The organism is Chitinophaga oryzae, from assembly GCF_012516375.2.
In the GTDB taxonomy this organism is placed as follows: domain Bacteria; phylum Bacteroidota; class Bacteroidia; order Chitinophagales; family Chitinophagaceae; genus Chitinophaga; species Chitinophaga oryzae.
This window is the reverse complement of the sequence record NZ_CP051204.2, coordinates 6,060,389-6,081,280: the sequence shown is the minus strand read 5'-3', so window position 1 is coordinate 6,081,280 and position 20,892 is coordinate 6,060,389. Positions and strand designations below refer to the sequence as shown.

The window sequence follows — 20,892 nt, the reverse complement described above, 5'->3', positions numbered from 1 at the left end:
TGAACAGGGTATTATCGGATATTAAGTCAAACGGGGCGAATATTGACCAGGATATCCTGCTGTCCGTAGAATCCTTACTTTTGGAAGCATGTATACCCTTAAGCATATACGTTTTTCTATTTTTATGACACTGTTGTTAACCGCCGGTGTAGCCACTCCTGACGTTTATGGACAACAGTTGCAGGTAGACCGCCTGTTGACGGCGCCCGTATGGCCGCAGCTGGAAACGGCCGGCATCCGGGCAGATACGGTCGCTTTTGATGAGAACAAAAACTACACCGTAGGCCTCTATGGTGAAAAAGTTCCTGCGCAAATCATCAGTGTTATCAGTCCCCGGTACAACATTGACTGGAACAAAGAAACGATCAAACCGGTCGTCTATTTCAAAGCTGTTCCGTTGCGCAACCCGGGGCTACTCACCGACAATGCCGGACGGCTTGTCATTTTTGTCGCTGAAGTGGGCAACCACGGACCGAAAGGTAAGCTGATGGCCGGCGTGTTTTCCGACGACGATGTAGTGACACTGAGAAAAGCGTTGAGCGCCCTATGGGGAGCGGAAAAAAAGGTGCGTGAGAAAAGCTATGGCGGCAGCGTATACGTTTGGAAAAAGAACGGTATCGTTGCCCGCCTGACCATCGAAAACGAAGCGCTCGATGGAACCGCCTCGGAAACAAGAAATGGCGTTAAACAAAGCGGAAGGAGGGGAAGACTAACGATCTATAACCAGGTAATACCCGCTTTTTACAGCCAATCGGAAGACTATTTTAACGATCCTGACATCAGGAAGCATACACCCACCCACCAACCATGAGATCATTCGCCTTATCACTATTGTTTTTCCCGTTGTTCTCCTTCGCACAAAAAAGCTACTGGCAGGTGGAACAAACCAAACCGGTTATCGTTACTTCGTTGTTTTTTGACGCCGTCATGCAGGAATTTTCGACACTGGACTACCTGACCTACGACCTAACAACAGGCAACATCCAATATTACGATGCCTATAAAAACGGCCTGCAGCCGGTATCTTTCGATAGCAGTAAACTATCAGAGAAAAAGGAATGGGAAGTAACGCCCAAAATAACCGATGGCAAATTGAAAGTGTTGATTTACGGTAACAACAATAATATCGGCTTCATTATCTGCAAGCCGGCGGGCGACAATGAACAGGTCTTCCTGGAAAAGGTAAAGGCTTCCAAAATGCTGGTGCATCAACAGCTGATGGACGCTGTTAAAGAACACCCGGTGGTGAATCTGCCAAAAGATAATCCGGAAAATACCGATGTGGAAGTAAACCTCGGCGCGTACAGCCTGCGATTGCCCCGTGATAAATACTTTATTGTGCGCACGGCCGACAGCTACCAGTTCCTGTCTAAGACCGGAGATGAGCCTGAAAGTGATTTTAATCTTTTCGATGCCGGCTATAACCATAATGATTCACTGTCTGACAGAGGCTTCTGGCCTGTGGTAAAGGAAGAAAACCTGTGGCTGAGCATACATCCTTATTACGACTGGAAAACGAAAGAGAAAGGGGCCGGCGGCTACCTGTTGACGAACAGCGCGTCCGTATCCGGCGGATATGTTAACATGGCTACTGCGCAGCAGGAAAGTACAGAAGAATTGCTCCCTCTCGTACCGATCTTCCGTTCCCTGAAAGCGGAGAAAATAGGGATCAGCCGGGATGCCTATAACTTCCCGGGATGCGATAGCAAAGGGGAGAAACAGACGGTGGGTGCACTCGCCATCACATTACCGCCTAATTACCAGGTCCGCGAATTTTATACCGGCGGCAGCAATTTTTACCAGTTTGGCGTGATGGACAGCCTGCAATTTTCGAGCGAAAACCCCGACAGCCGCTATTACCCGGTAGAGGAACTGGATAAGAACGGGAACAGGTCGCTGTCACTGGCGAGTGGTGGGGTATATTCCCTGAAAAACACCAGGTTCTCTACAGATATCGGGAAAATCAGGGCTGATTTTGAACGGGAAGGCATCAGTGTACTGGAACAGGATGATAACGGCATCCTATACCGTTACCATGGGTCCTACCATCTGCTCCGGTATATTCGCAAGGGTAATACCCATTATGTGTATACCTTGCAATTTAAAACGCTACAAAGCTGTTTATCAGAGTTTTGCCGTTCCAGGAAAATGTTTCTTTAAGGGCGCTGTTAAAATAAATGGGCACTTGCTGCAACCTTTTATAAACCGGATCGTCTTTATAGAACAACATATGTTTTTCATAAATCGATCTAATCATGAAGTCCTTACCTGTATTCCTGGTGCTGGCGGGGTTAAGTGCCTCTGCTTTAGCGCAGCAATTGCCCGTTATCCGCGCCACTGCCAAAACTGTCAGCATTAAAGACGGACCCAATTTCTCCAAAAATACCTGGACCATCGAGCCGGCCACCAAACCGGATATTTACATCACCTCGGCAAAGAAGGTGGTTTTCTATACGGACGTGGATTCCATCTCCATCCAGGTAAAGCAGGACAAACCGCAGGATTTCTATATCCTGCTGAACGGGAGAGATTCCGCATTGACAAGGATTCAATATCAACCGCCCCGCCTGGAGATGCTGAAAAAAGCAAAGAAGTACAACTATGCCGATAAAAGAGAGGTGTCGGCTTTCACTTATCAGTCGGCCGATGATGAGGTGCTGAAAAATATCCGCCGGGAACTCAAACTGGATTCCATTGCGGGGAACGGTAACGAAATCTCCCAAATGATCAACCTGATGCACTGGGTACATGATATTATCCGGCATGATGGTAACAGTAACAACCCCGCCAAAAAAAATGCGGTGGATATTATCGGTATCTGTAACAAAGAGGGAAGAGGCGTCAACTGCCGCATGATGGCGACGGTGCTGAATGAATGTTATCTCGCGATGGGCTTCAAATCCAGGTTTTTAACCTGCATGCCCAAAGAGTTGAAGTTCGACGACTGTCATGTGATCAACATGGTGTATTCTACCGACAAACAAAAATGGCTTTGGATGGACCCTACCTTCAACGCCTATGTGATGAATGAAAAAGGAGAATTGCTTGGGCCGGCCGAGGTAAGGGAAAAGCTGATCAACGGAAAGCCGCTGATCCTGAATCCTGACGCCAACTGGAACCGGAAAAATTCCACCACCAAAGAACAGTACCTGGAAAACTATATGGCCAAAAACCTCTACCGCCTGGAAACACCTGCCGCCAGCGTATATAACGCGGAAACGGGTAAGTGGCCCGCTTATGTACAGCTTGTGCCATTGGATGGCCTGAACCAGGAAAGCACTAAAGCGGACAGCACGATCAAAACCGGCTACCGCTTCCAGGTGACCAACAACCCGGACCTGTTCTGGGTGAAACCATAACCATCCCGGGGCTAAAGCCCCGGACGCTGATATCTTAATCGCTTGAAAAGCAGGATGAGCAGCGCGATGGTCAAACATCCCACGCTGGCCCAAACCACGTTGACGATGCCATAGCCTGCAATCCAGTGCCCGCCCAGCAAAGCGCCGGCCGTAACGGCGAAATTGCCGCAGGAGGTAAAGATACTGTTGATCAGCTCCGATTCCTCCGGCGCGGAGCTGGTCACCTGTATATTGCTGATGAGAAAACCGCCGGCATGAATGAGTCCCCACACGGAAGTCAGCAACACCATCGGCAGGAGCGTACCGCCCAGCCAATACAACAGTACATGCACTCCTGATAATAATAACAGGAACAACAGCGTAGTCACATAGGGTTGCCTGCTCATATATCTCCCCGCAAGATAATTACCCCCGATACCCACCACGCCGAATAACAGCAACATCATGCTGATCGTACTACCATTCATGTGAGACACCTGCTTTAAAAAATCCGCCATATAGCCGTAGGTGGCGTACATCGCTGTAATGATGAAAAAGGCCAGCAGCAGATTGGTCCACAGCAGCCTGTTACGGAAAATGTTTTGCTGTGATGAGGCCACCGCTGTATGGCCTGCCGGTACCGGCGGCAGCCACCACTTTACCCCCGCAAAAGCGACTACATTGATAAAGGCAGTGACCAGGAAAGCGCCCTGCCAGTTGAACATCGCGGAAACAAAAGTGGCCAGGGGCACTCCCAGTACCGTTGCTACGGTAAGGCCGGAGAAAATAATGCTGACCGCTTTGGAAGTGTTTGGCCTGTCACTGTTATTGATCGCGAAAGACAGCGCTATGGACCAGTACACCGGATGAAAGAAAGCCGGCAGCATTCTGATCAGCAGCAACTGGTAAAAATTCAGGGCAAAAGCAGATAGCACATTGGCCGCCGCAAAAAGTAACAGTGAAAAAAGCAACAGGTTTTTGCGGTTGGTCTTTGAAAAGAGCATCATCATAAAAGGCCCGAAGAAAGCCACTATCAGCGCAAAAGCGCTGAGAAGCCAGCCTGCCTTGTCAATGGAGACATGAAAAGCTGTTGCTATGTCCGGTAAGACCCCGATCACGCCAAATTCAGTAGTGGTGATGCCAAACACACCCAACGCCAGCAACCAGAGATTTTTTTCTGAACGCATAGAAAAATTTTTCCGGCAAAATTGCAGTTTGACTGTTGTAAACAGATGTACTGACGACTTCGTGAGATACTTTCCATTTGGTAAGTATCCTCCTTCGGGAGAGGTTTCGTATTTTAGCGGGAAATAACCGGATGCCTGAATTCTTTCACGATAAGAGACTGTATTACACGCCGATCGAATTTGCGTTGGGCCATATCGGCGGAACGTGGAAGATGCCTATACTCTGGCGTTTGCAGGAGAAGCCGCTGCGGTTCAGTGAGCTGAAAAAAGACATCCCGCATATTACGGATAAAATGCTGACCAGCCAGTTGCGGGAACTGGAAAGCAAAAACCTGATCAGCCGCGAGGTGTTTCCGGTAGTGCCGCCGAAGGTGGAATACCGCCTGACGGAGAAAGGAAGAAAAGCGATCCCCGTCATCGAAACGATCATGAAATACGGCTATGAGCTGATAAAAGAGGCGGGCATTGAATACCCGCCTAAAGACATCTAGTTACAGTTTCACGACCTTCTTTACCGCTTGTTTACCCCCACCGCTCAATACCAGCCAATACATTCCGGAACGTATATGCGACAACGATAGTTCAAACTGTTGCCGTCCGTTCAGCTTTTCCATCAGCAACACTTTTCCGGCTGCATCTCTTAACTCTGCCTGCTGCCACGGCGTGGCTGTCTGCACCCTGATGTAATCAGCAGCGGGATTGGGCGATAGTGTGATCCCGGTGCTGGTTGTTTTATCTGTGGCCATCATGGCGGTGAAGGTGTTGTTGTTACTGCTGCAGACGAGTATGGGGCGCTGCGTGGAGTCGCTGCCCTCCCGGGAAATGAAGATCGCATCGGTGGTGGCGCCTGCCAGCCCGGATACTAGCTTCAGCGTCAGTATGCCATCTGCGCCCTTTTCCGTCAGTGCGATGTCCGTTACGTCCCATTCGGCGAAGTTGCCCGCACCTCTTCCCATAACGGTATCTACTGCCTTGACGACAGCGGGTTTGTTGCTGTCGGTAATACCGCTCTCCGTCCAGCTGTCATTGCCCACGTACTGGGCTATCCAGGGCACGGTGGCGATGCTGGTATTGGCATAGTTGACGTACATGCGCAGTTTCACCTGGTTGGTACCGGCAGGTATGGCGCCGACATTGAACTTCAGGAACACCTCCCGGGTGTAGCTGGTGCTGCCGTCCTGCTTGAGCACGAGGTTGCCGGTACCGTAATTGGCGGTATTGTAGCTGCCTCCCCGCACATAGGCATCTGCGATGGCGGTCACCGTAGCAGCGGAATATACCGGTGTGTTGTTGTTAACCTGGTAGGTGGCGGTTGAACCGGCATAAGGCCCTGAAGGCAGGCTGGCGGCCAGGTGACGCATCTGCGGAATACCAGGCAGGGTCAGGTAAATATTGACCGGAGCGGAAGACTGCGCCGGATCGGCGACGGATACTTTCACCTGGCCGGTGCCGATGCCGTGCAGCATCAGGGTGCAGGCACGGTCTACGGTGATAGTTACCGAGTCTTTATGGAAAGTGCCGGCCTGGTAAAATACCAGCTGCCGGATATTCAGGCCTGCATGATATACGGCCTGTACGTCGGCGGTGTTTTGTTCAATCCGCACCGCAGTAGTATCGTAGGTGTTCATGTCCTGTCCGGGCAATACATAGTAAACATACGTGCCGTTCGCCGGTGCGTTGCCATGATTGAACCAGAGCTGGAACACGTTCATGTTTTGTACAGTGGTGCTGCCGCCGTTGTTGATGCTTCTCCAGGTGCCGGACTGCGACTGCATGCTCAGCTGCAGCTGGCCGCCGGCGGGGAAATAGTAACTGATGCCGTTATGGGTGATCCATTTCAGATTGTTATTATAGCTGTAGCTGCCGTTAGCCACGGTATTGACGGCGCCGTCAATTTTGGCGGACACGGCGCCGTTGAGCAGGCACTGGTTCACCGTAGTATTGACAGGCTGCGTGGCAGTGGAACTGATGCCGGCTCCCAGGCATACCACTTCTTTATCGAAAAAAAACCAGGCTTTGCGGGCTTGTGTGCTGTAGTCGGAGAACTGCAGCGCGGACACGCCGTAGAGCGAGTCGGACACGCCGCCGGCAAAAGCGGTGGTGCCGAAATTGACGCCCCAGGGAGCACGTACCGGGATGGTGGTGATATAAGGTACCGTGGTACCGGGTATGCGGCTCCAGTCCCATACCGGCGGAATATTGAAATAGTCGTTGCCGCTGGCGGCAATATGGGTGGAACCATCTGACAGGTAATAGCCTTTCAGGTTTTCGCCGTTGCCGTTTTCCTGTTTGGCGGTACGAGTGGAGGTGAGGTGCAGTCCGAACAGGTAGCCGCTGCGGTGATGCTGGGAATAATCCGAACGCCAGAAATGGTTGTGCAGGGCGGGTAAATGATAGCCTGGCGGCTGGCTGCCGTTGAGCCGCGCGATGTTGTCGTCGTATTCGCCGGCATACGCGGTATCCAGCACTTTGAGCTTTTGCAGCAGGCTGGTGACGCCAACCTGCAGGTTGTTCTCGCGGCTGATACTGCGGCCGTTAGTACCGAAGTCGATGTATTTGGCGCGCATGGCTTTCAGGAAACTGTTGCGCACAAAACTGCTGAAGAGCGCCAGCCTGCTGCCTGACAGGGCGTAGGAGGTCCCCCGCAGATAGTAGGCGACTTTCGTTTCCCCCTCTACGAATACCGTCCCATATCCATAGATATACAGCTGCGGCCCATGCTGCTGGTAGGAAAGGTCGTGTTGTATCCCTTCTGCAGAGGTAAGCACCAGCGGATAAAATGCTTCGTTTACGCTGTACTGCATCAGCGAATCGTTGGCGGTCAGGCAGGAGCGGTACATAAAGTGGATGGCTTCGTCCAGTTTGTTGGCGCCGGCCTGTTTGCTGGGGTTGCCCCGGCTCATTTGCGTGAGCAGCGCACTGCGCAGGCTGCCGAGGGACTGCGGGGCTGTCTCCAGCAGGATGAGGATCTCCCCGATGCGCTGGGGATTGGAGATATCGTTATGGTACCAGTTCCAGCTTTTGGGATCGGTGGTGTTCCAGTAGGTGAGGCTGTTGACAATGGCGGTAAACAGCGCGGTGCTGTGGTAGTGGGTACTGGCCGGTTTCGTATAGGCCTGGGCGAAAGCCTTCACCCGGTTGATGTGCACATCGGCCGTATAGGTGGTGGAGCTGTAGGCGTAGTTTACGTCCGGCCAGGAGCCGCTGGCCTGTAAGGTAGACAGGGTAGCGGTAACGTTGTTGTCCAGCGTAGTGGTGTTGGACGCCTGGGCCAGCAGTTCCTCCCGGACGCGGTCCATGATGGTGGTGTATTCCGTTTGGGCCGCTGCGCCAAGGGTACAGAACAGGAGCCCGAAAAAGTGTAGAATTTTCAGCTTCATAACAGTGGGATTTGTAACAAATCTACGGATAGCCGCCGTGGTGGCGGGGTGGTTTTTCTAAGAGAATAGGGGGATTTTTCACAATTCAGGAGCTTCCGCGAACTCGGAAGGTGTTTTCCCGAACTGTTTTTTGAATTCGCGGCTGAAATATTTACGGTCGTTATATCCTACCATATAAGCAACCTGGTAAACGGTATGCTGACGGGTACGGATTAATGCCGCGGCTTTTTTGAGGCGCAGCGACTTCACAAAATCGTTCACCGACATGTTCGTTACGGCTTTCAGCTTCTTATATAACACCGGCTGGCTCATGGCGACCTTGCGGGCCAGCATCTCTACGCCAAATTCGGGATCGTCCATATGCTCTTCCACGAGGGCCATCACTTTCTCCAGGAAAGCATTGTCCAGGCTGTTGGGCAGCGGGTCGGGGATGACAGCCTCTGCCTGCAGCTGCCGGCTGTAACGTTCCCGCATCTTTTCACGGGAAGCGATGAGGTTACGGACATTCAGCGCCAGCACCCGCGTGCTGAAAGGTTTGGTAAGATAGAGGTCGGCGCCGGTTTCGAGGCCACTCACATGATCGGCTTGTGAACTTTTGGCGGTGAGCAGCACCACCGGGATATGACTGGTACGCTCATCGGTTTTAAGCGCGGTACAGAACTGCAGCCCGTCCATTTCCGGCATCATCACATCGCTGATCACCATATCCGGGATCTGGGCAGTGGCGATCGCCAAACCGGCGGCCCCGTTTTCACTTTCCAGTACCTGGTACTGGTGCTGGAAGGTCTGACGGATAAGGGCGCGCAGCTCGGGATTGTCTTCCACGATGAGGATGGTAAAAGGCTGCGGACTGGCGGCGGCATCGGCCTCCGTTTCTTCGGAAGGCAGCGGCATTTTCAGCGGTGCGGCGGGCATGGCCGGCTCGCCGCCTACAACGTGCTGCGTACCTTCAAAATGCCGGACGCCCAGCGGCAGGGTAACGGTAAAGCAGGTACGGCCCTGGCTTCCCTCGGTCGAAGGTTCGCTTTCCACCGTCAGCGTGCCTTTGTGCTGCTCCACAATATTTTTGGACAGCGCCAGCCCGATACCGTAACCCGTATTCTGCTGACCGTGGTCCTGCACCTGGAAGAAATTGGTAAACAGTTTGCCCAGGTATTCGGGGGCGATACCGCGGCCATTGTCGGTAACGGTAACGACTATGTTTTGCCGTACCTGCGATACATGCAGTTGTATGCTGCCGCCGTCGGGCGTGAATTTGAAAGCGTTGGTCAGCAGGTTGAAAAACACTTTTTCCAGCTGTTCCCGGTCGAAGTACACCTGCGCGTGTTCTGTGTCATGCCGGAAAGCCATGCTGATATGGCGGTCCAGCGACAGCTCCCGGAAACTGCTGTAGATCTGGTCGAGGAAAGGGATCAGGTCCTGTTCCTGTACCTGCAGCTTCAGGTGGTTGGTTTCCGCCTTGCGGAAATCCATCAGCTCATTCACCAGCTTCAGCAGCCGGTCGGCATTGTTGCGTAGCTGTGTCAGCGTGGCCTGCAGCGGGTCGTCTTTCTTCAGCGTATCTATCATTTTCTCTACCGGCACCAGCAACAGCGTCAGGTGCGTCCTGATCTCATGCGACACATGGGTGAAGAAATTCAGTTTCACCTGGTGCAGCTCTTCTTCCTTATGCAGCAGGGCCCAGAGGAAAAAGAAGCGGGCAACAAAGAAAATCAGCAGGCCGATACACATGGCGTAGATGGTGAAAGCCCACCATGTAAGCCAGAAAGGCGGCAGGATGGTTATCTCCATTTTGGCCGGCTCGCTCCAGATACCATCGTTGTTGGCGCCCTTTACCCAGAAAGTATAATGACCGGACGACAGGTTAGTGTAGGTGACTGCCGGGTTGGTGGTCTCTATCCAGTTGCCGTCGCCACCTTCCAGCCGGTAGGCGTAGCGGTTTTTGCTGCTCTTGATATAGTTGAGCAACGCGAATTCCAGCGTAAACACATCCTGGTTATGACGGAAGCGCAGCGCTTTCGTGTAACTGATATCTTCTTTCAGCAACTGATCTTTTTGGGCGATGCCCACCGGGTTGTTGAACAAACGCAGGCCTGTAAAACGGATCGGGGCGGGATAGGTATTGGTGATGATTTTTTCGGGGAAGAAACTGGTGATGCCGTTGTATCCGCCGAAAAGGAACTCCCCGCGGCTGTCACGCAGAAAGGAGTTGTAGTTGAACACGTTGCCGGCGATACCGTCGCTGACAGTATAGGTCTGGAACCGGTGGCGGGCGGGGTCCAGGCGTGTCAGCCCGTTATGGGTGCTGATCCACAGATAATGCTGGTCGTCTTCCAGGAGCCCCAGTACGTTGTCGTTCGGCAGACCGTCTTTTTCCGTGTAATGCCGTTGGCGCTCCAGGGCTGCATTGTATTTTATCAGCCCGCCGAAATACATGCTCACCCAGATATTGTGTTGGGAGTCTTCCCGGATGGAGTTGATATACCCCTGTTGCAATACCCGTGCGGTATCGCCTTCCAGCACATACAAGCCGCTAATGGTCCCCACCAGGATACGCCGGCGGCTGTCTTCCACGATACAACGGATGGACTGCCGTTTGGCAACGCCCATCAGCGCGGTATCTGCCTGTTGCTCCAGTTCCACGCCGTTGCGGTGCAACAGGTAGAGCTGCACATTGGTGCCCACCCAGAACCTGCCCCGGCTGTCTTCCAGCACGGAGGTCACTTCCCCCGAAAAGGTAGCGGGATCTTTGGGGTTATAGAAATAGCGCCGGAAGCTGCCGTGCTGCAACAGGTTCAGGCCGCCGCCGTGGGTGCCGGTCCAGATGTGGTGATCTTTATCTTCATAGACTACTTTCACCAGGTTGGAACCGAGGCTCGCGGGATTATTGACATCATGTTTATAATAAGTGAAGCGGCCGGTGCTGCGGTCGTAATAATTAAGGCCGCCGCCTTCCGTACCTATCCAGTAATTATGGCGGGCATCTTCATGGATGCTGCTGATCACGTTGTTGCTGATACCGTCCAGCGGGGGATGCTGCTGCCAGGCTTTAAAAGAGCTGCCGTCAGGCCGCACCATGTTCACGCCGCCGAAGTAGGTACCGATCCAGAAGGTGCCGTTGTTGTCTTCATAAATACTGTGGATGGAATTCTGGCTAAGGCTGTTATTGTTGTGAGGCTCCTGCTGGTAGTGGCGTCCGCGCAGCGTCACCGGATCGACGATGCTAAGGCCTTCCTGGGTGCCGATCCACATATTGCCGGCTTTGTCGGGAACGATCCTGCGGACGATATTGTTGATAATGGCCGGCTGGGCCAGCAGCGAAAAACGGCCCGTTGAAGGATCATATATATTAATACCACCGGTTTGGGTGGCGATCCACAATTTACCAGAACGGTCTTCCGTGATAGCGGTGATGAAATTCATCGCAAGGCCGTTCGTTTGTCCGTCTTCATGCCGGAAAGTCTCGTACCGGTCGCCGGTCATTCTGGTGAGGCCTTTGTTGGTACCGATCCAGATATTGCCGTGGCGGTCTTCGTACACGCATTTAACCACATAACCGGCGATTTTTCCCGGCGTCAGCTGTACCAGCCGTTTCCCGTCTTGCAGGAAAAGCCCGTTGTTGGCGCCCACCCAGCGACGGTTCTTACTGTCTACATAAATACAGTTGATATTGGTACGGCGGGGGGCGGGCTCCAGTGGTATCCGTTCGAAGCGGTCGTGTACCGGGTCATATCTGGCCAGTCCGCCGGTGGTCCCCGCCCAGAGGGTGTTGTGGCGGTCGCGGTACAGGGTCATGATCTGGTTGTCGGGCAGCGAGGTGCTGTCATCCGCATGGTGACGGTATATCTTAAAACGGAAACCGTCGTACCGGTTGAGGCCATAATGAGTGCCTACCCAGACGAAGCCCTGCTGGTCCTGCGCGATCGACAGCCCTGCGTTATGAGACAGTCCGTTTTCCACGGTGAGGTGCGAGAAGGTAATATCCTGCCCGCTGCTTTGGGAAAAAGCAGCGGAGAACAACAGGCATAAGAACAGGAAACACCTCCAAATCATGCTCTAATATAAGCATTGTATTTACCCCTGTAAGATTTTTTCTCCGGGGGGACGTTTTTATTCTTCTGATAATCAGCAGGTTGGAGGGGTATTTATAAAATTCACCCCATTCATTTAGGATTGTCCCCCTGCAATCTGACCGCGTTACAACATATTTGTGCATCAACCAGAATTTCCGTTCAATTCCACTCTTATGAATATGAGATGCCAATCATCCTGCAAGGGGAGAACGTCCCGCTTCGCCTTCAGTTGTTTTCTAGTGGGGATTATGTGGGTATTGACCGTCCCGCTTTCCCTTTTCGCTCAGCAGAAAAAGACCGTGTCCGGGATTGTAAAGGACAAAGACGGCAGCCCGCTGGTAGGGGTGACGGTGATGGTCAAAAATGACAAGACGGGCACCAGTACCAACGATGCCGGTCGTTTTGTGATCAGCGCCGCTCCGGGCGCTACGCTGGTATTCACTTTTATCGGGTATGAAAAAACAGAGCTGCCGGTAGATAACCGCACGGAGTATAACGTCCGGCTGCAGGACCGCGTAGGTACGCTCAATGATGTGGTGGTGGTAGGTTATGCCACCCAGCAACGTAAAGATCTTACCGGCTCTGTGGGCAGCGTGAATATGAAGGAGTTTGAGAAAGCGCCGGTGAAATCGTTCGACGAAGCGCTGGCCGGCCGCGTAGCAGGGGTGGCCGTAGCCAGTAATGACGGGCAGCCCGGCTCTATCGCCAATATCGTGATCCGTGGCGCAGGGTCTATCACACAAGATAATTCCCCGCTGTATGTGATCGACGGTTTCCCGACGGAGAGCTCCAACGCCAACGCTATCAGCCCCGGCGACATCGAATCCATCGACGTATTAAAAGACGCTTCCGCTACGGCCATCTATGGCGCCCGCGGCTCCAACGGCGTTATCCTGATCACCACCAAAAAGGGCCGGTCCGGTGCGCCGCAGGTGACTTACAACGGCTACTACGGCTGGCAGCAGATACCGAACAAGATACCTTTAATGAACGCTTACCAGTTCGTGCAGTATGTCGGCGATGTGAATCCTTCCATGTATGACTCCATCTATCTCGCCGGCGGTGTGAAGCTGGAAGATTATAAAAACAGGGAGTCCATCGATATGCAGGATTTTATTTATCGTGTAGGGCAAAATCAGAACCACGACATTGCCGTACGCGGCGGCAACGATAAAACCCGCTATTCGCTTTCCGGTAACTTCAACAACCAGAAAGGGATTATCATCAATGGCGGCTTCAAACGTTACCAGGGCCGTTTTTCGCTGGACCAGACGGTGAACAGCAAGCTGAAAGTAGGCATCAACGCCAACTATGCGTATAATGAAAGTTACGGTATCCCTGTTTCCGCTACCAATTTTTACGCCTCCGCCACGACGCTGTATTCGGTATGGGGATTCCGGCCTACCAACAGTATTTCGGGGAGAGACAGCGCGGCCAACCTGATCGATGATTTTTATGATCCGGGAAACGAGATCGCCAACAACCAGGACTACCGCGTGAATCCTTTACAGAATATCCGGAACCAGCATACAGTAACGCGGGTGACCAACCTGATCGCCAACGCTTACGCTGAATATGCCATCACCAAAGAGCTGACGCTGCGGGTCGCCGGCGGTATCAACACGGTGAACACCGGTATCGATATCTTTAATAATTCCAAAACACAATTAGGCAGCAAGTGGAACTCCAACGGCGTAAACGGCAGCGTGGAGTACAGGCCCACGTCGCTCTGGCGTTCGGAGAACGCACTGACGTACCGCAAGCGCTGGAACAAAGTGCATAACCTGACCGTGCTGGGCGTATTTGAAGCGCAGGGATACAAAATGGCACGCCGCCGTTTTGCCGCCAACCAGATCCCGAATGAAGATCTCGGCATGGACGCATTAGACCTGGCCGCTCCGGCCAATACGTCGCTGATATCGCTCACCTCCCGCTGGAGCATGGCTTCCGGCGCGCTGAGAGTGAACTACGACTATGATTCCAAATACCTCTTCGCCGCTTCCATCCGCGCGGACGGCTCTTCCAAATTCGCCCCGGGCAACAGGTGGGGCTACTTCCCCGCGGTATCTGCCGCATGGCGTTTCAGCAGCGAAGCATTCATGAAAGACCTGCACTTTATTTCCGATGCCAAGATCAGGCTGGGCTATGGCGCTTCCGGTAACAACCGGGTAGACGATTTTGCCTACCTGCCACAGCTGACGCTTACCAACACGCAATACTGGTATTCTTACGGCAATGGCCCGCTGGGCATCGGCGCCATCATGACGTCTTCCGGTAATCCTAACCTGCGCTGGGAAACCAACGAACAAACCAACATCGGCCTGGACCTCGCTTTCCTGAAGAACAGGCTCTCCCTCACGGTAGACGTGTATCAGCGTACCACCAAAGACCTGCTGCTGTACGCCGCACTGCCTTATGCGCACGGAATCGAAAACGCACAGGGCTTTAAAAACGTGGGCAAGCTGCAGAACAGGGGCCTGGAGATCACACTGGCCGGTACAGTAGTCGATAAAAAAGATTTCACCTGGAACAGTAACTTTAACATCAGCTTCAATCAAAACAAAATATTATCACTGGCGGAAGGACAGCAGTCTATCCTCTCCGGTTCCGGTACTTTCTTCAATACCACCTACTCCGGGTTGTTTCCCTATATCTCCGTGATCGGCAGACCGCTGGGCGAAATGTATGGACTGGTATTCGACGGGGTGTACCAGTACGGTGATTTTGATGTGATGCCCAACGGTACTTACCTGCTGAAGCCGGAAGTGCCCACCAATGGCGCGGCACGGAACACGATCCGTCCGGGTGATATCCGCTACAAAGACCTGAACGGCGATGGACAGGTGAACAACCAGGACTATACGATTATCGGCAGCGGTTTACCGAAACATACCGGCGGCTTCAGCAATGATTTCCGTTACCGCAACTTCGATCTCAACATCCTGTTGCAATGGTCTTACGGCAACGATATCATCAACGCCAATCGTTACGTGTTTGAAGGAGGCATCGTGAACAACCCCAACCTGAACCAGTTCGCCAGTTACGCCGACAGGTGGACGCCCACCAATCCCAGCAACACGCTGTTCCGCGCAGGCGGCATGGGGAACGCGGCTTACTCCTCCCGGGTGGTGGAAGATGGTTCCTATCTGAAACTGCGTACCATATCGCTCGGGTATAATTTCCCCGGCACATGGCTGAAACGCGCTAAAATCAAAAACGTAAGGATCTACGGCTCCGCACAGAACGTGTATACATGGACCAAATATTCCGGCATGGACCCCGAGGTGAGCGGCAGGCCCGGCAATCTCACGCCCGGCTTCGATTACGCTGTGTACCCCCACTCACTGTCCTATGTGACCGGCTTAAACGTAACCTTCTAAACTGATGAACATGAAACGTATTTGCATAGCGGCATGTATCGCCATAGCAGGACTTACTTCCTGCAATAAATTCCTCGATACCAAACCGACGGATTTTTACACGCCTGATAATTATTATAACACCGAGGCGCAGCTGCAGCAGGCGCTGAACGGGGTATACAGTGACCTGATGCGCCCGGAACTGTATGCGCAGGTGATGGGCTTCAACTTCGTGTCCACCACCGACGAGGTGATGGCCAACCGCACCGCCGACGGCGATGCCCGCGGTCTGCGGTACAACTACGATGCATCGTTGGTGCACGTGGCCAACATCTGGAAGTTCTCTTACGTCGGCATTAATAACCTCAACGTATTACTGCAGAACATCGACAAGCCGGTGATGGACGAAGGAAAACGGAATATCCTTAAAGGGCAGGCGTTGTTCCTGAGAGGTTTTTTCTATTTCATCCTGACCAGCAATTATGGCGATGTGCCGCTGGTGCTGCGTCCGCTAGCGATCAATGAAGTCAACCTGGCCGCTGCCAAACAGGCGGAAGTATATGCGCAGGTGGAAAAAGACATGAAAGAAGCAGAGGCGCTGCTGAAAGATTACACGGTGATACAGGCGAAATATAACGACGTCGTGACGCTGACCGCCGTGCAGGCCATGCTGGCAAGAGTATATCTCTACTGGGCCGGTTATCCGCAGAACAATACTGCCAAATACCGCGATGTGATCACTTATACCGATAAAGTGATTACCTCCGGCCTTCATGCATTGAACCCCGATTACCGGCAGATCTTCATCAACCTGGCCAGAGACCAGTACGACGTAAAAGAAAACATCTGGGAGCTGGGGTCGCTGGGCGCGGCCGCGGGCGTGGTCAACAAGTCCGGTAACGACATCGGTAACTTTGTGGGGATACAGTCCGCCATTACGGCGCTGGACTCTACTTCCTACAATGCCGCTGCCTGGGTGTGGGTGACCAAAAAACTGTTTGACGCTTATGAGACAGACCCCAACAGCACCGCCACGCCTAATAAAGCTTCGCTGGATATCCGCCGTGACTGGAACTGCGCCAACTACATTTACAACGGAACCAATCCCCGTGTAAAAGCCGCCCGTCCCAATGTCTGGCAGATGTGCGCCGGCAAGTTCAGAAGGGAGTATGTGCCGCAGTCGATCCGCAATACTAACGGTACCGCCGGTACGTACAATATCAACTGGCCCATGATCCGTTACGCGGATGTGTTGCTGATGCGCGCGGAAGCGGAGAACTTCGTGAATGGCCCCGCTAACGCCTATACGTATATTAACCAGGTACGTAAGCGGGGGTATGGTATGCAGAACGGTAATGTGGTGAAGTCTGTCACCGTTACCAACAGCGGCGCCGGTTATACCGCTGCGCCGGCGGTCACCATCACCGGTGGCGGCGGTAACGGCGCTACGGCTACGGCTATCCTCACTTCGGGCAAGGTAACAGGCATCTACCTGAGCAGCCCGGGAGCTTTGACGCCCGGGTCTTACTACACGACCGCGCCGGTGGTGGTCGTGGGTACTTTCTGGACGCCGGGTGTAAGTTATGCTGCCGGTGTACAGATCACCAACGGGGGCAACCTGTACACGGTGACCACCGCCGGTACTTCCACCAATACTGCGCCGGTACATACCAGCGGCGCTTCCGACGCCGCCGTGACAGGCGCCGTGTTTACCTATGCCGGTCCGGCTGCTACAGCTACCGCCACCATTACCAACGGCACAGAATCTGACCTGACGCCGGGCCTCAGTAAAGAAGCCTTTCAGCTGGCGGTCCGTGATGAGAGAATGCGGGAGCTGTGCTTTGAAGCGCTGCGTAAAGCGGACCTGATCCGCTGGGGGCATTTTGTGGCAGACATGCAGGAGTTTGCCGCGTGGGCCACTTCCAATGGCGCCGGCGTAACGTCCACCGGCAACCCTAACGGGCTGCAGGGCGTGCGTAACGTGAGCCAGCGGCATGTGCTGCTGCCCAAACCGACGTATGAGCTTAACCTTAACCGTTTACTGGTACAGAACGAAGGCTGGTAATTCAAAAAAACAGACACATGAAAAAATCATTCCTCATACTCCTGGCATTCGCTGCCGCCGCCTGTTCCAAAAAAATGCAGGTGGATACGCCCGACTTCAACGTTTCACCCGATCCGGCGCGGCAGGTAGCCGATACTTTCGTATACCGGCTGGGGGATACCACCCGGTTTAAGATCACCGGTACGGTGGGTAACATCGCCTTTTATTCCGGCGAAACCGGCAAACGTTATGATAGTCGCATCCCTACCTACAAACTGGGCAGGCTGACATTGAGTTTTGCTTCCAAATCAGAGTGGGGTAACCAGAAAAATACCCTGCAGGTGCTGGCTACCAATAAACTGGCCGGATATGATTCCGCATCGGTGGTGAATGCCGCCTGGAAAGATATCAGTTCCCGCGGTACCCTGGCTACCAACGCTACTGTCACGGCTTTTGGCACAGCAGACCTGACAGACCTGGTGGCCAACGCCAGCGATTCCCTGTTTATCGCTTTTAAATACAGCGGTGTAACGGGATCGACCCAACGTACCTGGACCATCACCGAGTGGGCTGTCAATAATGTGCTTCCCGACAGAACGGTTTCCCTCAGTTCCTTTTCTGCAGATGTGGCCTACTGGACCCGCTTCGGTAATGTCTGGAACCCTGCCAGCGCGCGCTGGACAGCGTCGGCCACCGATCTTAAAATTAACGGCGGCAATGATGCCGCCCCCTCCAATACCAGCTGGGTGATGTCTAAACCGCTGTATGTGGGGCGTATAGCCCCCGACGTGAGCACAGGCGTGAAAAGCATCAACGAGCCGGACAAGGCGGAGTACACCTATGTGTATCCGGCGCCGGGCGTATACAGGGCGACTTTTGTGGCTTACAACCATACGCTTGACGAGGAGAAAAGCACTGTCCGTGAATTTATCATTAAAGTGACACCATAAAAATTATGAAACCATTGCTTTGTTTCGTGGTTGCCGCCGGATTAACGGCATACACCACCTTTACGGAAAAGGATTTTATCAGCAGCAATACCGGCTTTGCGCAGCAACAGCTGAAGCATATGCTGAAGGAGACAGCAACGCGCGACAGCCTGGCTTTTCCCCGGACGACCGACGGCGCGGGGAAGATGACCACTACTTCCATGTATGACTGGACGCCCGGCTTTTTTGCAGGCTCGCTCTGGTATGGCTATGAGTTGTCAAAAGACCCGGCGCTGCAGCAGCAGGCGTTGCGGTGGACGGAGAAACTGGAGCCGCTGCAGTATTTTACACAGCACCATGACCTGGGCTTTATGATGTACTGCAGCTACGGCAACGCCTACCGGCTTACAGGCAACAAAGCTTACAGGGATATTCTGGTGCAGGGCGCCCGTTCGCTGAGTACCCGTTATAATCCGGTCACCAAAAGCATCAAATCCTGGAATGCGTTTAAGTCGTGGCATGGAGAACAGTTGTACCGGTATCCCGTTATCATCGATAACCTGATGAACCTGGAGCTGTTGTTTTTCGCTTCCAGGGAGACCGGTGACACCAGCTTCCGCCACATCGCTGTGAGTCACGCGGAAACCGCCATGCATAACCAGATACGGCCGGACTACAGCTCTTATCATGTGGTGTGTTATGATACCACCAGCGGTAAGGTGCTGGCACGGGAAACGGCGCAGGGGTATGCTGATAATTCCACGTGGGCGCGTGGCCAGGCGTGGGGTATCTATGGCTTTACCATGATCTACCGGGAAACAAAAGATCCGCGCTTCCTGAAAACGGCTGCCGGTATGGCTGACTGGTACCTCAACAGCAGAAACCTGCCGAAAGACAAAGTGCCCTACTGGGATTTTAATGCGGAAGAAAAAGGCTATACGCCCGGTGTGCGGTCCAATGCGCTGAAGGTAAAAACGAAATACCGGGACGTGTCTGCCGCAGCAATTGTGTCTGCCGCCCTGTTTGAGCTGAGCGGTTATGTAGATGCTAAAAAAGGAACGGGATACCGTCAGGCGGCTATTGAGATGCTGCATACGCTGGCTGGCCCGGCTTACAGGGCGCCGGAAGGAGCTAACGGTAATTTCATCCTGATGCATAGTGTGGGCAGCATTCCGCACAACAACGAAATTGATGTGCCGCTGGTATATGCAGATTATTATTTCATGGAAGCGTTACAGCGATACAAAAAATACCTGGGGATGTAGGGATTTACGGATTTTTTGATTTCGGGCATCTATAACGCGAATAAAAAAAACGCTTTGATCTTCTTTTTTATCAATCCCGAAATCAAAAAATCCGTAAATCAAAAAATCCCAAAATATTTATACTTCCTGTTGTACCGGCGCTACTCTGGCCATCATAAAATTGCTGCGCCACGGTTGCGTTAGTATGTAAGCTACGCAGGATGCTATATCATCTGTTATCAACATTTTATTTTGTTGGAGCAGTTCGGTTCTTTTGGCCGCGTCCATGTCCAGCAGGTCCGTATCTACGAGCCCTGGTTCTATCAGTGAAATTTTGATGCCCTGCGATATTGTTTCTTTGCGCAACGCTTCTGCAAAGGCCTGTACGCCCGCTTTGGTGGCGGAGTAGACGGAGCTGTCAGCCGTTCGCACCTTGGCGCTCAGCGAACCGATGAAAACAATCTGGCCTTTTTGCTGCGGCTGCATCCGCCGGATGGCTTCCTGTGAACAGGCCATGTAAGACAGCAGGTTGGTGTTTACCAGGTATTGCCAGTCTTTATAGGAGCCTTCCGATACGCCGCCGAAAGGGAGCCCGGCGTTGTTGATCAGGATATCCAGTCCTGACATTTGTTGGTCCACCTGTTCAAACACCTGCCGAATACCGGCTTCGGTGGCAATATCTGCCGTAAAGCCATGCACTTGTTTCTCCAGATTTTTTTCCCGGAACTGTTGCAGGGTGTCTTCCAGCTCCGGCGCGTGCCTGCCGAAGAGCATCACAGTAGCACCTTGTTCTGCCAGCAGCAGGGCGGTCGTTCTGCCGATGCCGGTGGTGCCGCCGGTGATGAGGATTCTTTTTCCGGAGAGCGTTTCCGGCTGGTAATTTTTGTTGGTAGCAGAAGTTGTGTTATCCATGGTGTTCCGGTTTTATTTGTCAGGATATTTTGTTTTCCATTCTTCCAGCAGGGCTTCCGCTTTTTCCGGATCGAGCTGTTTGATGATGTAGTCCAGTTTTTCTTCGCGGCGGTCGTCGCCTTCTTTGGATTGAGGCGAGCCACAATACCAGAGGAAGGACAAGCCTACTACCTGCCAGATGAGCTGAAGAAATTCAGACTGCCAGTTTTCAAACGTGTCCCGCATCATTTGTGCCACATAATCCGGCACCTCGATGGGCGCAGCGTGTGTGAGTTGTTCCTGTACATAATCTTTCCAGCCAAAATACCAGTGCAGGATAATAGAGGCGATGAACAGCAGCAGGGTTACCCAGAAATAGGCTTTGCGTTTCCAGTACGATGGTTTTGAGATATTCGTTTTCATAGCCTGACAGATAAAAGGTGAATA

Annotated in this window: 13 protein-coding genes; 8 read left to right on the top strand and 5 right to left on the bottom strand. The window is 52.9% G+C overall.

Annotated features, from left to right (window positions below):
- The first annotated feature begins 124 nt into the window (after positions 1 to 124).
- From HF324_RS23980 to HF324_RS23970, 3 genes are all read left to right on the top strand, one after another.
- Positions 125 to 811, top strand: a complete 687-nt coding sequence (locus HF324_RS23980; RefSeq protein ID WP_168805089.1) for a hypothetical protein — start codon at positions 125 to 127, stop codon at positions 809 to 811.
- On the top strand, positions 808 to 2,160 hold the full coding sequence (locus tag HF324_RS23975) for a hypothetical protein (RefSeq protein WP_168861013.1): 1,353 nt from the start codon (positions 808 to 810) through the stop codon (positions 2,158 to 2,160). The genes HF324_RS23980 and HF324_RS23975 overlap by 4 nt, the downstream gene beginning before the upstream one ends.
- Before the next feature lie 95 nt (positions 2,161 to 2,255).
- Complete coding sequence (locus tag HF324_RS23970; RefSeq protein ID WP_168805085.1) at positions 2,256 to 3,359, top strand: transglutaminase domain-containing protein; 1,104 nt, start codon at positions 2,256 to 2,258, stop codon at positions 3,357 to 3,359.
- Between the two features lie 11 nt (positions 3,360 to 3,370).
- Here HF324_RS23970 and HF324_RS23965 read toward each other — a convergent pair whose 3' ends face one another.
- A complete protein-coding gene (locus HF324_RS23965) occupies positions 3,371 to 4,525 on the bottom strand; it encodes an MFS transporter (protein ID WP_168861012.1) in 1,155 nt (384 codons plus the stop codon).
- A gap of 131 nt (positions 4,526 to 4,656) precedes the next feature.
- Between HF324_RS23965 and HF324_RS23960 the strand changes: the two genes are divergently transcribed.
- Positions 4,657 to 5,016 carry a winged helix-turn-helix transcriptional regulator gene (locus HF324_RS23960; protein ID WP_168861011.1) on the top strand — a complete coding sequence of 120 codons (360 nt, stop codon included), beginning with the start codon at positions 4,657 to 4,659 and terminating at the stop codon, positions 5,014 to 5,016.
- Here the strand turns inward: HF324_RS23960 and HF324_RS23955 are convergent, their stop codons facing one another.
- Together HF324_RS23955 and HF324_RS23950 are read right to left on the bottom strand one after the other, a co-directional pair.
- Positions 5,017 to 7,905 (bottom strand): polysaccharide lyase family 8 super-sandwich domain-containing protein, encoded by a 2,889-nt coding sequence (locus HF324_RS23955; protein WP_168861010.1) that lies wholly within the window; start codon positions 7,903 to 7,905, stop codon positions 5,017 to 5,019.
- Positions 7,906 to 7,983: 78 nt separating this feature from the next.
- Complete coding sequence (locus HF324_RS23950) at positions 7,984 to 11,958, bottom strand: hybrid sensor histidine kinase/response regulator transcription factor (protein ID WP_258539186.1); 3,975 nt, start codon at positions 11,956 to 11,958, stop codon at positions 7,984 to 7,986.
- Between the two features lie 193 nt (positions 11,959 to 12,151).
- Here HF324_RS23950 and HF324_RS23945 point away from each other — a divergent pair, with 193 nt between their 5' ends.
- The 4 genes from HF324_RS23945 to HF324_RS23930 are packed head-to-tail and all read left to right on the top strand — an operon-like array spanning position 12,152 to position 19,575.
- Positions 12,152 to 15,358, top strand: a complete 3,207-nt coding sequence (locus HF324_RS23945; protein ID WP_258539185.1) for a SusC/RagA family TonB-linked outer membrane protein — start codon at positions 12,152 to 12,154, stop codon at positions 15,356 to 15,358.
- Between the two features lie 10 nt (positions 15,359 to 15,368).
- Positions 15,369 to 17,402, top strand: a complete 2,034-nt coding sequence (locus HF324_RS23940; protein WP_168861009.1) for a RagB/SusD family nutrient uptake outer membrane protein — start codon at positions 15,369 to 15,371, stop codon at positions 17,400 to 17,402.
- A gap of 17 nt (positions 17,403 to 17,419) precedes the next feature.
- Positions 17,420 to 18,331, top strand: a complete 912-nt coding sequence (locus HF324_RS23935) for a DUF5017 domain-containing protein (RefSeq protein ID WP_168861008.1) — start codon at positions 17,420 to 17,422, stop codon at positions 18,329 to 18,331.
- 5 nt (positions 18,332 to 18,336) lie between these two features.
- Positions 18,337 to 19,575 carry a glycoside hydrolase family 88 protein gene (locus HF324_RS23930; protein WP_168805074.1) on the top strand — a complete coding sequence of 413 codons (1,239 nt, stop codon included), beginning with the start codon at positions 18,337 to 18,339 and terminating at the stop codon, positions 19,573 to 19,575.
- A gap of 117 nt (positions 19,576 to 19,692) precedes the next feature.
- Here the strand turns inward: HF324_RS23930 and HF324_RS23925 are convergent, their stop codons facing one another.
- Positions 19,693 to 20,466 carry an SDR family oxidoreductase gene (locus HF324_RS23925; protein ID WP_168861007.1) on the bottom strand — a complete coding sequence of 258 codons (774 nt, stop codon included), beginning with the start codon at positions 20,464 to 20,466 and terminating at the stop codon, positions 19,693 to 19,695.
- Between the two features lie 12 nt (positions 20,467 to 20,478).
- Entirely contained in the window at positions 20,479 to 20,868 is a 390-nt protein-coding gene (locus HF324_RS23920) for a DUF6766 family protein (protein ID WP_168805070.1), read from the bottom strand.
- Positions 20,869 to 20,892 lie beyond the last annotated feature (24 nt).

Excerpts from the sequence above, each read along its gene's own strand:
- HF324_RS23980 (WP_168805089.1), top strand. The coding sequence starts at position 125 with ATGACACTGTTGTTAACCGCCGGTGTAGCCACTCCTGACGTTTATGGA.
- HF324_RS23975 (WP_168861013.1), top strand. The coding sequence starts at position 808 with ATGAGATCATTCGCCTTATCACTATTGTTTTTCCCGTTGTTCTCCTTC.
- HF324_RS23970 (WP_168805085.1), top strand. The coding sequence starts at position 2,256 with ATGAAGTCCTTACCTGTATTCCTGGTGCTGGCGGGGTTAAGTGCCTCT.
- HF324_RS23965 (WP_168861012.1), bottom strand. The coding sequence starts at position 4,525 with ATGCGTTCAGAAAAAAATCTCTGGTTGCTGGCGTTGGGTGTGTTTGGC.
- HF324_RS23960 (WP_168861011.1), top strand. The coding sequence starts at position 4,657 with ATGCCTGAATTCTTTCACGATAAGAGACTGTATTACACGCCGATCGAA.
- HF324_RS23955 (WP_168861010.1), bottom strand. The coding sequence starts at position 7,905 with ATGAAGCTGAAAATTCTACACTTTTTCGGGCTCCTGTTCTGTACCCTT.
- HF324_RS23950 (WP_258539186.1), bottom strand. The coding sequence starts at position 11,958 with ATGATTTGGAGGTGTTTCCTGTTCTTATGCCTGTTGTTCTCCGCTGCT.
- HF324_RS23945 (WP_258539185.1), top strand. The coding sequence starts at position 12,152 with ATGAATATGAGATGCCAATCATCCTGCAAGGGGAGAACGTCCCGCTTC.
- HF324_RS23940 (WP_168861009.1), top strand. The coding sequence starts at position 15,369 with ATGAAACGTATTTGCATAGCGGCATGTATCGCCATAGCAGGACTTACT.
- HF324_RS23935 (WP_168861008.1), top strand. The coding sequence starts at position 17,420 with ATGAAAAAATCATTCCTCATACTCCTGGCATTCGCTGCCGCCGCCTGT.
- HF324_RS23930 (WP_168805074.1), top strand. The coding sequence starts at position 18,337 with ATGAAACCATTGCTTTGTTTCGTGGTTGCCGCCGGATTAACGGCATAC.
- HF324_RS23925 (WP_168861007.1), bottom strand. The coding sequence starts at position 20,466 with ATGGATAACACAACTTCTGCTACCAACAAAAATTACCAGCCGGAAACG.
- HF324_RS23920 (WP_168805070.1), bottom strand. The coding sequence starts at position 20,868 with ATGAAAACGAATATCTCAAAACCATCGTACTGGAAACGCAAAGCCTAT.